The sequence below is a fragment of the Citrobacter sp. NCU1 genome (assembly GCF_010231475.1).
GTDB lineage: Bacteria > Pseudomonadota > Gammaproteobacteria > Enterobacterales > Enterobacteriaceae > Citrobacter_D.
In genome coordinates, this window is sequence record NZ_NRDO01000017.1 from 105,052 (window position 1) to 119,237 (window position 14,186).

The 14,186-nt window shown below is 52.6% G+C and carries 10 protein-coding genes and 3 pseudogenes; 1 reads left to right on the top strand and 12 read right to left on the bottom strand.

The features are described 5' to 3' along the window. Positions 1-16 precede the first annotated feature (16 nt). From CJP72_RS07410 to tnpA, 11 genes and pseudogenes are all read right to left on the bottom strand, one after another. The gene (locus tag CJP72_RS07410; RefSeq protein ID WP_238340013.1) at positions 17-505 is read right to left on the bottom strand and encodes a putative T6SS immunity periplasmic lipoprotein; all 489 of its coding nucleotides are present in this window, start codon (positions 503-505) and stop codon (positions 17-19) included. Beyond that, positions 499-1,053 (bottom strand): type IV secretion protein Rhs, encoded by a 555-nt coding sequence (locus tag CJP72_RS07415; RefSeq protein WP_162380236.1) that lies wholly within the window; start codon positions 1,051-1,053, stop codon positions 499-501. Before CJP72_RS07415 ends, CJP72_RS07410 begins: the two co-directional genes overlap by 7 nt. Then, a complete protein-coding gene (tssH, locus tag CJP72_RS07420; protein WP_162380237.1) occupies positions 1,046-3,685 on the bottom strand; it encodes a type VI secretion system ATPase TssH in 2,640 nt (879 codons plus the stop codon). The genes CJP72_RS07415 and tssH overlap by 8 nt, the downstream gene beginning before the upstream one ends. Positions 3,686-3,862: 177 nt before the next feature. Continuing rightward, a complete protein-coding gene (locus CJP72_RS07425; protein ID WP_162380238.1) occupies positions 3,863-4,270 on the bottom strand; it encodes a hypothetical protein in 408 nt (135 codons plus the stop codon). A gap of 56 nt (positions 4,271-4,326) precedes the next feature. After that, a complete protein-coding gene (locus CJP72_RS07430; RefSeq protein WP_162380239.1) occupies positions 4,327-4,818 on the bottom strand; it encodes an Hcp family type VI secretion system effector in 492 nt (163 codons plus the stop codon). Position 4,819: 1 nt separating this feature from the next. Further along, complete coding sequence (locus CJP72_RS07435) at positions 4,820-6,544, bottom strand: OmpA family protein (RefSeq protein ID WP_162380240.1); 1,725 nt, start codon at positions 6,542-6,544, stop codon at positions 4,820-4,822. A 3-nt stretch (positions 6,545-6,547) separates the two neighbouring features. Next, positions 6,548-7,201 (bottom strand): type VI secretion system protein TssL, short form, encoded by a 654-nt coding sequence (gene tssL, locus CJP72_RS07440; RefSeq protein ID WP_162380241.1) that lies wholly within the window; start codon positions 7,199-7,201, stop codon positions 6,548-6,550. After that, the gene (tssK, locus tag CJP72_RS07445; RefSeq protein ID WP_162380242.1) at positions 7,198-8,541 is read right to left on the bottom strand and encodes a type VI secretion system baseplate subunit TssK; all 1,344 of its coding nucleotides are present in this window, start codon (positions 8,539-8,541) and stop codon (positions 7,198-7,200) included. The genes tssL and tssK overlap by 4 nt, the downstream gene beginning before the upstream one ends. Before the next feature lie 13 nt (positions 8,542-8,554). Then, a complete protein-coding gene (gene tssC / locus CJP72_RS07450; protein ID WP_162380243.1) occupies positions 8,555-10,105 on the bottom strand; it encodes a type VI secretion system contractile sheath large subunit in 1,551 nt (516 codons plus the stop codon). A gap of 18 nt (positions 10,106-10,123) precedes the next feature. Further along, positions 10,124-10,617: pseudogene (gene tssB, locus CJP72_RS07455) on the bottom strand (type VI secretion system contractile sheath small subunit). Positions 10,618-11,600: 983 nt separating this feature from the next. Continuing rightward, positions 11,601-12,059, bottom strand: a complete 459-nt coding sequence (gene tnpA / locus CJP72_RS07460) for an IS200/IS605 family transposase (RefSeq protein ID WP_162380244.1) — start codon at positions 12,057-12,059, stop codon at positions 11,601-11,603. 223 nt (positions 12,060-12,282) lie between these two features. Here tnpA and CJP72_RS07465 point away from each other — a divergent pair. Continuing rightward, positions 12,283-12,999, top strand: a pseudogene (locus CJP72_RS07465) (IS630 family transposase); the annotation flags it as partial. Positions 13,000-13,146: 147 nt separating this feature from the next. On the opposite strand, the pseudogene CJP72_RS26270 reads toward CJP72_RS07465, so the two are convergent. Continuing rightward, positions 13,147-14,136, bottom strand: a pseudogene (locus CJP72_RS26270) (type I secretion C-terminal target domain-containing protein); the annotation flags it as partial. Positions 14,137-14,186 lie beyond the last annotated feature (50 nt).

Sequence of the window (14,186 nt, forward strand, 5' to 3'; positions counted from 1 at the left end):
TCAGCACCTGTAAGATCTACAGTTGGCAGTCTCCGACTGAGGTACCTACCATATAGCGGCAATATGGCAGAGATATTTCCTTTTGTGTTGGCGTTACGTTATAAATACGCCCCTGATTAATTTCGAAGGTAACGACCACACTTCTTGATTCATTCTTATCTTTTTTTGAAATTAATATATACTCAACAATAAATTGCCCTTTATCCGGAAAGAGGTAATAAGAGGGTGGAATACATAATTTTCCATCAGCGACCTTAAGGCCCGGAGAAAAATTAAATTGCTTATCTTTAGGAGGTGTTCCACGGGGATTAATTCCTATATCCACAGGTTGATAATCCTGAGCATCAATGACGTTAAAACACACACTGTCTCCCTGCTGGCTAACCTGCGCAGTTTCATCAAAACGCATCCTGTCACCGGGTCCCGGACATCCCGTCAGCATTAATAAACACACACCAGGTAAAAGAACAGACCACCAAACGTGAAAATCAGCCGTTTTCACCATGGAAAACCCGGCAATGCATTTTTATATCCGACTCGTAGTACCGGCTTAGAAGTGTCACCATCAAGAGTAATGTCGGGATGTTTTTTGATCTCGAGATGTTTCCATGCCGAATATCCGAATGTCTGGAGAACAAAATTATCTGCAATAATTTGCGCCTGCTGCTCCATGGAATATTCACTTAACAGGCGACCATCAAGCGTGTAACGATAGCTCACCAACCAGCTAACCAGCCCTCGTCCCACAACATTCATCCCCCTAAACCGTTGCCAGACGTGACTCATTTCATGAATGAACAGATGCTGAAAATCATCTGTCGTCTGTGAGAAATCATCCAGATATTGGTTACGGAAGTAGATATCGCCATTCGGTGTCATTGCCGTATCTTCCCCCTGTAAATTAAAAGGCAGAAAGCTCTCTCTGTGGAGCCAGACCTTCGGGTATTCAATGGTGGAAGCAAAAACAGAGCGTGCCAGCAGTATTTCACCCGCAGTGAGTAGCCTGAGGCCGCTTTCCTTTAATGTCCCCTTATTCTGCTTTGCATTAGCCATGGGTAAACTCAATCGCGATTCCCTCTTCCTCACTCCAGCCCAGCATCAAGGACCGTGGCTTCCGCTTCGTCGCCATATGCGTTAAAAGCTGCTGGCTCAGCACCGGCAAAATCTGTTGGTTGAGCAGACTGTCGACGTTGCGCGCACCAGTGTCAGGCAGTAGGCAGGCGCTGGTCAGCGCGTCATACAGGCTCTCGTCGATATGGGTGGTCAGGCCGTAGTGACGATGTAAACGCTTGCTGACCTGCGCCAGTTTCATCTCCACGATGGTGCGCATGGCGGGCTCACTCAGCGGACGGTAAATCACCGTCTGGAAGCGGGCGAGCAGCGCAGGCTGGAAGTGGTCGCGCAGAATCGGGCGCAGCAGTTCATGCAGCTCAGCTTCAGTGGCTTCCGGTTGTTCAGCCAGTAACTGCATTAAATGGTCGCTGCCGAGGTTCGACGTCATCAGGATAACCGTGTTGCGGAAGTCGATTTCACGCCCTTCACCGTCGCGCATAAAGCCGCGGTCAAAGACCTGATAAAACAGATTCATTACGTCGCGATGTGCTTTTTCCACTTCATCGAGTAACACAATGCTGTACGGTCGCTTGCGTACCGCTTCAGTTAGAATGCCGCCCTGACCGTAACCAACGTAGCCTGGAGGGGAGCCTTTCAGTTGGGAAACGGTGTGCGGCTCCTGGTATTCAGACAAATTGATGGTGATGAGCGATTTCTCACCGCCGTACAGTGCATCCGCCATCGCCAGTGCGGTTTCGGTTTTACCAACCCCGCTTGGGCCGACCAGCAGAAATACGCCCTGCGGACCATTTTCAGAAGTCAATCCAGTTTTCACCGCCCGCAGGCGCTGGGCGATGGCGATAAGCGACACGTCCTGGCCAACCACGCGTTTTTCCATCTGCGTTTCCAGAGTCAGCAGGTCGGTCTGTTCGTCCTTCATTAACGAAGAGAGCGGCACGCCGGTCCAGTCGGCTATCACGTTGGCCACTGTGCGCACGTCCACGTCCACGGAAAGCAACGAACCGCTGTTCTGCATAGCATTCAGTTGCTGTTGCAGTGCCTGAGTTTCACTCTGGCGGGAGATGTCTTTTCTACATTCCAGCAACAGCCCGGTCAGTTTAAGTTCTTCGCCGTACTGCGTTTCCCGTTCGTCGAGTTTGACAAGCAGACGACTCTCTTCCTGCTCAATCGCGGCCAGCCGATCACCGTAGGTGCGGCTACCCAGCGCAATGTCTTCGAGCAGAGCCTGTTTTTCCATTTCCAGCGCGGTAATTTGCGCGCGGTAACGGCTGAGCTGCTCCGGTACGATATCAAGGCTCATGCGCACGCGAGCGCTGGCGGTATCGAGCAGATCCACCGCTTTATCCGGTAGCTGGCGGCCCGTCAGGTACCGGCGCGAAAGTGTGACCGCTGCTTTGACCGCGTCGTCAGTGATGTGCACATTGTGGTGTTCGGCGTAGCGGGACTTCAGGCCACGGAGCATCAGGCAGGCGGTATCGTCATCCGGCTCGTCGACTTTGACCATCTGGAAGCGGCGTTCCAGGGCGGCGTCACGCTCAAAATACTGTTTGTATTCAGACCAGGTGGTGGCGGCAATGGTGCGCAGTTCGCCGCGGGCTAATGCCGGTTTCAGCAGATTGGCCGCATCCGCGCCGCCCGCCTGGTTGCCTGCACCAATAATGGTGTGGGCTTCGTCAATAAAGAGAAGAACCGGATTCGGCGACTGCTGCACCGCATCAATGACGTTTTTCAGGCGCTGTTCGAATTCCCCCTTCACGCCAGCCCCCGCCTGTAACAGGCCAAGGTCAAGGGTTCGCAGAACTACCGGTTTCAGGCTTTCCGGCACGTTACCTTCAGCGATCCTCAGCGCCAACCCTTCCACTAGCGCAGTTTTGCCGACACCCGGCTCACCCACCAGAATCGGGTTGTTCTTTCGACGACGGGAGAGAATGTCCACCATCTGGCGGATTTCAGTATCGCGCCCGAACACCGGGTCGATTTTGCCTTCCTTCGCTTTGGCGGTGACGTCGAGGGTGAACTTATCCAGTGCGTTCTGGAGTGCCGGGGAGAGTTCACCCGGTTTAACGTCGGCGCCCATCGGACGGCCTACGAACTCAACATCGCCGCCGTGGCTTTGCGCCAGCTCCACTTCCTGCTGTACTTCGGCACGTTCGTCAGACTGGGCGTCCAGCAGCGGGCGCAGGCGCTCCAGTTGACTCTGGCCGAGGGTCAGCAGCGGCCACAGGCCGTCGCAGCGGAGTAATTTGGGCATCTCGATTATCGCCGCCAGCAAGTGTACGCCGCGAATATGCTCGCTGCCTTCGAGCGAGGCAAACATCCAGGCCTGTTTCAGCAGCGACTCCAGCGCATCCGACAGTTCCGGGCGGCTGCGCACTGAACGCGGTTGTTTGTCCAGACAGTCGAGCAATCTCTGCCAGATGCTGTCCATATTCCACTCGTAGCGGCGCGCCAGCACAGTGAAATCGCCCTCGCCCTGCTCCAGCAGTTTCAGCAGCCAGTGCTCCGGCAAAATTTCCGCATGCGCGCGGGTCTGGCACAGCGACGCGGCCCCTTCCAGGGCGCGGGCACAGTAAGGATTCAGGCGACGTAACAGGATGGCTGGATTGTCCATTTCTCAATTCTCTCTGTTCGGTTTTCGGCACGCTACCGCCCTTCGCTGTTTCCTTCGATAAGGAGCCAAAGCGCATCAGGTCAGGCAGGCAAATTGTGTGATTCTTTGCACAGCGCCCGCAGGGCAGACACTCAGCAAAAAACACGGACAGAAAATTCTGTCCGTGGAGGTGATAGTTCAGGGATGCATGGCGTCATATAACGCCCGTTGCTGTGGCGACAGACGCTCCCGGTCATAATTTGCAAAGTAAAGTGCGCTACCGGTCGCATTCATCAGTACGCCCGTTGCGTTAGCCAGCGTCTCTCCAAAACGCCCTGCTTTCAGGGCATCCAGCGTATCGCGGGTAAACACGGCACTTTCGCGCAGAGATGAGGCTGTTTCGGTTCGTGTACCGGCATGAACCTGGCGGACATTGTCAGAAATACTGCTCAGAGCGCGTGAGCTGAGGCCGACACCGAACTGTTTCAGCGTCTGATTGATGCAGCCAACCGCTGGGATATAGACTGAGCCGGGGGTGTAATGATGGCTCACCACTGACGCCAGTTCATCCCGGCGGGCAAGCCCTGGGTTATCAGATACAGGCATAATCCACTCCTTGATTAATGTGTGGTCTGGCCGGACATTTCCGGCCAGACACCCTGTCAGGCTGTAGCACGTTCATTCCAGGAGTCGGAATGAATGATGTTGCCGTCTTTGTAGGTCCAGGTGATTTTTTCGTAACGCAACTGAATACTTTCCATGTGATTGAATTTCTCCGTCGCAGGGTTTTTGACGTTGTGCATCACCGGCGCGACAGACACCACCTTTACGTTTTCCAGTTTTGTGTTGAAATATTCCTCTTCCTGTCCGGCATCATTAATGCGATACCACTTGAATTCAGCGGATTTCAGCGTCTGCCCGGATGTCACGGCCTTATACAGATACGGAGAGGAGGAATCGAATTCCTTCACCAGTACCACTGGGGTGTGAATGCGGGTTCCTGTCAGCTTGCCGCTGTTGCTGTCGGTTGGAATGGTCAGAGAATGTACAAATTCAATGACTTCGATGCTGCCCTCACGGTTTTTAACATCAACAGATCCTTTGATATCCGCGCCACCATCGTCTTTCAGCCATAAATACGCCGGAATTGCCATTTCAATACTCCTTATTGCTTTGTACTTGTATCGTCGCCGTTGTGACGACGCTGTGTGTGCCGGAAGCCATACAGGCATTGACCTGAGGTACCAGACTGATTTCGACACGGCGATTAGCCGCACGGCCAACGTCCGTATCGTTAATTTTCAGAGGACGTGATTCGCCATAACCCTGGACCGCAAAACAGCGTTCCGGCACATCTCCGGTGTCACGCATCCAGTCGCGCACAGACTCCGCGCGCTTCAGTGAAAGCACCTGATTGGATGCATCATCACCGGTATTGTCCGTGTGCCCTGCGACCACGATCAGCCAGCCCGGTTTCGCCTTAATACCGACAAGGGCGTTAATCAGGACTTTTGTCGAACCGGATTTAAGCTGCCATTTGCCCACGTCGAACAACGACATGCTGTCGAGGCGAATTGTCCGCGGGCCCGTGATGATTTTCTTAATCACCGGGCGAGGCGGTGGAGGTGGCGTCCAGTTGCTGATAGCGGCTTCCACCGGGGGTATCAGCCGCAGCCCCTGGTACAAACCCAGCCCGTAACGCAGCGGCTCACTCTGTCGCAGCCACGTATCCAGTAGACGACTGTCTGCCCGCAGCCGCCGTTGCGCCTGTTCTTTCGGGGCCGGAGGGGTACCGCTAAGTTGGTGATACTGCGCCAGATGGTCGCTCACACTGCGCACCAGTCGCTGGTTATTGACGAATGAAGCCAGGCACGCCAGTGCCAGAAAGGTGAAACACAGGGCCCCGGCCAGACGGACATCCTGCATCCGGCGACTGATGCCATGACGACGCGGCAGGTGCGGCAACAACATGTCGGGCAACGGCAGCATTCCGGATGAGGCTTCGCTCTGCGGTCTGAGCGTGGTGATACCACTGATCTGCTGCTGCAAGAGATTACCGGTCAGCGCACTGACGGGAGTAAGACAAATGCCAGCGGCACAGAATTTCAGCGAAGGAAGCTCCCCCTGCCTCAGACTTAGCGGCCGGGATAGGTAACGTTCATTCAGGACCAGAATACTGTCCAGCCACAGGGCGAGTCTGAAACGTGAAGGCGTGTCTGTTTCCCACTGCCAGTCTGTCACAGGCAGCGCAACGTGACCGTGCTGTCGTACCCGCACCCCGGGTAAATCTGGCGTGACGGTAAACCACTGTGCATCGTTATCTTCTGTTGCACTGCTCCCCGGTGGCGATGCCCAGACAACACTCCACACTGGCGGGATACCGGCAAGCCAGGTCCGGCACTGCACGAGGCTCCGGTGCCAGCCCCGCTGAGACTGGATAAGATCCTCCTCTGCGGCGTGCTGTTCCGGGATAAACGCCAGCAGCACGGAGACCTGCGATACCAGTGCAGGACGCACGGTCGCCAGGCGCTGTGCCAGTAGCGGCAATTGCTCTGCGTTTTGCACCTGCAGATACCAGCCTGAGCGGGTTTCACGAAAATGCACAAAGTCTGAAAATAACGGAGCCGTGTCACCACAGACCAGTACCACCGCCCCCTGAAAATCTTCCGGAGGAAGGATATGGTCGGTTATCTGTTGGCTGACCGCCCTGCGCTGGCGATATTGCCGCCACTGAAACCAGAATATCGAACTGCTAAGGAGTACAACGCCCAGGCTGAGCACCAGTTGGCTTCCCCGTGCCAGCGGCCAGAACCCCAGCATCAGCCACAGGGTAAGAAAAGTCGCAAGGGCAGTGAGTATGGTGCGGGAAGAGTCACGCATCCCTTACCCCTTCCCGGCAATCTGCGAAATCTGGTGTGCCAGAGTGGATGACAGCGTAAACCACAGCGCAGCCAGTATTACGACGCCCACAATCCAGGAAAACCAGTATGCCCGCCGCCCTGAACGCAAGCGGGCGGCGCGGACCACCACCGGTGCATCCTGGGTCAGGGAAAACGGTGGCACCCGCTCACTGAGCGCCTTCACCACATCCTCACGCCGTTCATCATCCTGCGCCCGATACTGGCCGACGAAGCCCAGTTGCAGGGTGCGGTACAAACAAGTCAGGACAGCGATATCCGGCGCAGGCTCGCGCAGTAGCGTACGGATACGCTCCCACAACTCTTCACCAGCATTCAGGGTGCTGAAAAAACGAGCTTGCAGCGGGTCCTGACGCCATTTCCGGTAACCATCATCCTGTTTGTTTCGGTTCATCACGCTCTCGTCGAGCAGCGCGCAGTAGGCATACAGCATGGCGTCGCAGGACGCGGTACTGAATCCGGCGTCCTCCAGCGCGCTGCGGGCACCGTTCACCCACTGACAGGCCCTGCGGTAAAGGGCATCGCCGTCCTTTATCTCCTGCCCGATATGTAACTGGCTGACCATCAGCCAACCCGGGTAAAACGTTTTGTTAATCAGCTTGCAATTGATTGTGTTCATGAGCGCAGCACCGCAAACAGTTCCAGTTTCACATCGCCAAGAGATTGCGGTGTGTAGAAGGTGCAGTTCCCGGCCTCCAGCATGGCGCGGGCCGCCTCTGAGGATAAATCCAGCGCAAAATACTGGTTCTCCAGCCGCAGCGGAATGGCTGCCGGAACATGGGACAGGGGCTTGAGGGCCATACCGCTCAGGGCGACGTTGACCACATCGGAAACCTCATCGAAACTGCCGGCTTTACACAGTTGCGGGAAACGGGTCTGTAGTTCATGGTTCGGCATGGTGGAACGCACTGAGAGATAAAAATCAGCCCCCTCTCGCAGGCGTGCATCGTGCAGTTTCCCGCGCCAGATTTCCCGGTCATCGCCCTGTTTCAGTTCAATGGCAATAACGCGGGATGGCAGACTGGCTTCCAGCAGGGTGTCCAGCAGAGTGAATAGCGGCGGAAACACGCTTTCCGGTGTCTCGTGCTGATACAGGGGAATGTCTTCGCTTTTACACTCCAGCGAAAAAGTCAGCAGGCTGCCCGCCAGCCGTGCCAGTTCACGGTACAGCAGTTCCGGATGGCGACATGGCGACTGATACAGTTCTGCCAGTACTGGTTCTGCACTGTTCAGCGCATTGAGCAGCCAGAACAACGACACATCCGCAACCGCGAAATCCGCCATCCGCTCATTGCTTTCACGGCGCATCGCCATCAGACGCGTGCGACGCGCCTGCAAACGGTGCAACAGATCTTTTAGTTCACTCAGCAGTAAAGGACTGGCTGACAGCGATAACAGTGGTGGGATAAAGCCCGGGTCCAGACTCCACGCCCCCTGAGCGTTACGCACCAGACGCGCGACCGGACAGGTCAGATATGCGCTATTTTCCTGTGAAGACAGGCGAAGCGTCAGGGCATGACGCAATACTGCCAGTTCACTGCGCTCATGACCTGCCAGTTCCTGAACTGTTACTCTTTCCGCCAGCCAGCGGCGCGGACGAGTGCTGTCGTGTCCGTCATCCAGGTTACCTCCGTTTGCGCTGAGCAACGGCAGAGCCAGTACGACGTCCAGGCGATCCTGCCCACGGGTTGTCGGTAATTCACAGGCTGGCGGCAGATTATCGGCCAGCTCCGAATCCGTCAGCGTCCCATCAGGAAAGCGCACCACAAGGCGGGTCGCGTTCAGTCGGGAGAGAGCCAGCGCCCCCTCATCAAACTCCGCACACAACACACCCCAGGGGTGTGCCAGTGCCATCCGGACTACGGTGTCGGCCACATGCGCATCCCAGCGAGACTGCTGCTGGAACTGCTGAGGGAACAGAAAAGCCCCGTCATCCCATAACGGACGATATATCTTCATCGTGCCCCCGGCCTCAGGCTTTCGCTTTCGGCATCTGGCTCACCAAAGACAGGTTGACGTCCATCCCTTCGACCTGGAAGTGCGGCACGGCAAACAACTGCACGCGGAAGAAGCCTGGGTTGTCCTCAATGTCCTGAACCACCACTTTCGCATCACGCAGCGGGTGGGAGGCCTGCAGCTCATCGCCCGGATCGGTCATTTCGGTGACCAGGCCGCGAACCCAGGTGTTGAGTTCCAGTTCCAGCAGACGGCGGTCTTTGGTAGTCCCTATGTTTTCACGCTGAATCAGCTTCAGGTAATGGGCAATACGTGACAGCAGGAAGATGTACGGCAGACGGGCGTTGATACGGCTGTTGGCCGTCGCATCGGCGGTATCGTACAGCGCCGGTTTTTGAGTGGAGTTCGCCGAGAAGAAGCACGCATAGTCGCGGTTTTTGTAGTACGACAGCGGGATGAATCCGAGGTTGGCGAATTCAAATTCGCGGGTTTCGGGGATCATCACTTCCGACGGGATTTTCACCTGATTACCGGTGCCGAGGTCATACAGGTGAATGGGCAGATCCTGTACCGCACCACCGGCCTGCGGACCACGGATCTGCACGCACCAGCCATTGTTGATGAAGCTCTTCACCATGTTGGCGGCAAAGGCGAAAGAGGCGTTAGTCCACAGATATTTGTCGTGATCCGGGCCCTTCACTTCTTCGATGTAGTTAAAGCTACGCACCGGCACGGTATCCGGGCCATACGGTAGACGCCCCAGCACGCGAGGCATCACCAGACCGAGATAGCGAGAATCATCGGTGTCGCGGAAAGATTTCCATTTGATGTATTCGGCACGGTCGAAGTAGTTGCCGATGTCCTTGATGGCGGCGACCTGCTCCATATTTTCTTTTAAAAAGAACTTCGGACCCGCAGAGCCAATAAACGGCATATGGGCGGCGGCGGACACTTTTGAGATATTGCGCATCAACGCCACGTCCTGCGCAGAGGCATCGAACTCGAACGCTGAAATGATGGCAGCAATCGGCTCGCCACCAGGCTGATCGTACTCACTCACATATGTGTGCCAGTAAAGACCGGTCTGGATAACTTCCGGCGCGTCCTCAAAATCCTGACGCAGGGCATCTTTGGACACATCCAGAATTTCAGTCTTCACATTCTGACGATAATCGGTGTTATCAACCAGATGCTTCAGCCCGCGCCACAGTGACTCAACCTTTTGAAACTCAACGTGGTGCATGACCACATCCAGTTGGCGGCTAATCTGGTGGTCCAGCTCCGCGATATGGTGGTCAATCAGGGTTTTGTCGAGTTTTTCTACTTTCTGACCGGACTGACGCAGACGCTCCAGGAATACCTGCACACCAGCAGTAATACGTTCGTTAGCGCCAGCTTCTGCCATGGCGGCTTCGTCCTGCCAGACTGACAAGTCACTCAAGCGGGAAGCCGGTTTAAGGTTGATTTTTTCAAACAGCGAGGCGTATACACCGTCAGTTGCGGAACGTTCCCGGACAAGCATCTCACCCGCAGATACAGTAGTTTCATTCTGTACAGACATCAGCATTTTCCTTAATTTTTTCCGTCAGGCTTTCGGGACAAGGGCATTAAGTTCAGTGCGCAGTTCATTACTGAGCGCCGGGTCACACAGAATGACCTCCAGCTCCTTACGGAACGTGGCGTTATCCAGAAGGTTGGATTTTAGGTCGCGCAGAAGGCTTCTCATGGCGAGCATCGCCTTCAGTTGCGGGATCTGCCGGGCTACCTGCTCCGGTTCAAAATCCTTCATATCTTTAAAGCTGAGACAGATATTTTCTTCGCTGCCGTCATCGGCGAGGGTATTTTCAACGGTGAGGTTAACGGACGGCGAAAGCTCAGATAAAACACTGCCCAGGTTGTTCTTGTTCACGTTGATTTTCGTACGCTCAGACAACGGGCGATAGTCCTGGCCGTTGCTGAAATCGCCAGTCACCAGCAATTTAAGCGGCAGCTCCACTTTTTTCTGAGCCCCCCAGTATGCAGCGAAAGTTTTAAATTAATACGGGCTTTCGGGATTTCTTCCTGGAATGAACCGGACATACAACACTCCTTTGCTATGGGAAAATATATTTCAGACGCACGCCCTCCACGAAACAGGTGTACGACAAAGCCGCCGTGACGACGGAGATAAATAAAAAAGGAGAAAACAGACAATTACAGAAAAAATGCTACGCCAATTACACGTTTTCTCAAGATGGCTATTTAGTTAAAATGTAAACAATTATGTTTTAAATGTTGGGGTATGTCAGCAACCATAAAGCCACATTACAGGCCAGATGATTATTATAAAATGAGACAATTCGCCCTGAGTAAGTCCAGTCATCTTTTTTTAAGACTAATCATTTTGAAGGAGAAATTGTTTCTGAACAGTAACAATTATTCCCGCTGCATATCTTTATATCAGAAACAACACCTCAAAAAATACAATGTATAACACCCAAGATATTCATAAAATAAATAACTTGTATTCCCGCCCAGCGCAAATATATAAACATTTTTTCACTCCACTATTACATCCAATTTTTCCACCCAAAAAAAGACGCTATTTTACTGTCATTATATTTCAGGGAAAAATAATTTCATCATTAGCATTTTTTTCGATAAAAAATTCATTAAATACATATGGATTATTGAGTATTCTGCTTTACTGACCTGGTTTTAAAAATGATGAAGCATCCAAACGCATTCATGAACAGCACGCCTTAATCGATTAAATATTTTTGTCATTAATAATGAATTAATGATCGATTCCTCGCGTTTTTTTCGCCAAACCTTTCAAAAACTGACTGGGTGGACACCACCATTCCCCGCAGCAGATAAAAGGATTTTATGACCATCATGATTGCCGTTTCACAGCGGTATGACGTGCTACTGCTGGCAGGCTTGCCGAACATGGGATGGATACAAAAACAAAAATAAATATCCTCCGGCATAGCCGGAGGTTTTTCAAATGCGCCTGTAAGGCTCTGTTACCAGCCGCGCCCTAACAGGCGCATACGATCTGACATTTGCATCCAACTTCGTTACTTACGGCCCGTAAACGGGCTACCCGGATAAGGGATCGATAACTGCTCTCCCATTTTATCCTCTTCAAGCTGGTGCTTTATGTATTCCTGTATCTTCGCCGTGTTCTTGCCTACCGTATCCACATAGTAACCCCGGCACCAGAACTCCCTGTTTCTGTATTTGAACTTCAGATCACCAAACTGTTCATACAGCATCAGGCTACTCTTTCCCTTCAGATATCCCATAAAGCCCGACACGCTCATTTTCGGCGGGATCTCTACAAGCATATGGATATGATCTGCGCAGCATTCCGCTTCCAGAATACGGACGTTTTTCCATTCACATAGCTTTCTCAGGATCCCGCCTATTGCTCTACGTTTCTCTCCATAGAACGCCTGTCTTCGATATTTCGGTGCAAAAACTATGTGATATTTACAGTTCCATCGGGTGTGCGCTAAGCTCTTTTCGTCCCTCATTGGGACCCCCTTTTGATTTCTTGTTGAACATTTGCAGTTGCCAGACCGCAAGGTGTTTTAACAAATCAAAAGGGGTTTTAGTAACTGGCTCAAAGCTGAAAGCTTTACGGAACCCCCAGCCTAAATAGCTGTTCCAAATAGTAGATCACCATGAGGGAACTCAGTCCGAATTATGCGATCTGATCAATCGCCAAAAATCACAAATCACCAACCGGACTGAGCGATGCCGATCATAGCACCAATTCCTCGTAACGAACGACGCCTGATGCGGAAAACTATCCATAAAACACGTGATAAAAACCATGCACGCAGGCTTAACGCCATGCTGATGCTTCACGATGGAAACAGCATCAGTCATGTCGCCAGAATACTTTGCTGTGCCCGCTCTTCAGTAGGCCGCTGGATTAACTGGCTGACAGAATATGGGCTGGAAGGTCTGAAATCTTTGCCTTCAGGGCGACAACGACGATGGCCTTTTGAACAGATATGTGCATTGTTACGCCAACTTGTCCAGCGCACGCCTGCCGATTTTGGCTATCAGCGTTCGCGCTGGAGTACAGAATTACTGGCAATAAAAATCCGGGAGATAACAGGCTGTCAGCTTCATGCCTCTACGGTACGAAGATGGTTGCCGTTAGCCGGACTTGTCTGGCGCAGGGCCGCGCCGACCTTGCGTATACGCGATCCACACAAGGAAGAAAAAATGGCGGCAATCCACGAAGGACTGCAAAAATGCAGCGTGGAGCCCCCGGTATTTTACGAGGACGAAGTGGACATCCACCTCAACCCCAAAATTGGTGCAGACTGGCAGGCACGTGGTCAGCAAAAGCGTATTGTGACACCGGGCCAGAACGAAAAATATTATCTGGCGGGAGCCCTGCACAGCGGAACAGGAAAAGTCAGCTACGTTGGTGGAAACAGTAAAGGTTCGTCACTTTATGGATACCGTCAGCCCATTCCCGGGAGGAAAACATGGACAGGCCAAAGTGTAGTGGTATTAGGAACAGCTATTTAGCTGGGGGTTTTCAATGCATAATAAAAAGGGCGACCGCCCGGCGGTCGCCCTTTTCGTTTTTAATGATATTGATTAAACAACAATCAGCTGATGGTTTGCCAGTAAGGTTAATAAATCAGTGTGCGTATTCTCGAGCGTCGCTATTGTCTGGAAGTCATTCGCCCCCCCCGTCCCGTCACGATCGATCTGAATATCCACATTTTCACCGTTCTGTACCACCTGAACGAATTTATCGATATCGTCCGCAGAATTATCAAGCTTAGCGACGTTATTAACATAATGAGCGCTGGCCGTCCCGGTATAGCCGCTGTCTTTAAGTAATTCACTAATATCAATACGACTGGTATCTGCCGTTCCTTCCCAGGTTCCAACTTTAAAACCATTGACAACATCGTGGCCCACGCCGCCATCGCTGGCGTTTGATATCAATTTATATAACAGCGTATCGTGCCCTGAATTACCGAGATTAATCGTATCGTTTCCACCACGGCCTTCAAACACATTATCACCGGCGTTTCCTGTCAACGTATCGTTAAAGGCAGAACCCGCAATACCTTCGATATTTTTAAGCGTTACAGTGTTAAACCCTGTGCTTTGCGCGCCTGTTTTCGACAAGTCAACCGTGACGCCCGTCGTTGCATGCGCAAAGTCGATAGTGTCTACCCCTCCTGTTGCAGACCAGGTGTTGTGCTGTGAGGCGGTTGTCCAGCCACCGGAACCATCATAAACATCGGTGCCTGCGGTGGCCGTAAAGGTGTCATTATACCCTGTACCAACAAATGTACCGTTATTCATCACTGAGTCACTTTCAACGCTCAAACAGATATTCTCATTTGCAACGCCAGGTTTAAGTCCACCCCATGTAGCATTGATGCTTTCAGTCATTGTTTTAGAAACACCGTTTTCCTGATACACCAACTCGACACGATAGGTTTCGCTCGAATTTAAACCATAGAAATCAACAATTGCTGAAGAATCGTTAACTCCCATACCTGTTTGAGTATTCAGGATTTGGCTGGCAACTCGATTACCTTTTGAGTCATAAAGATTAACGGTGTTGCCGAAGAAACAGTTAATACCATTTTGGTCAACGATCTTAAAGTGTAACGATG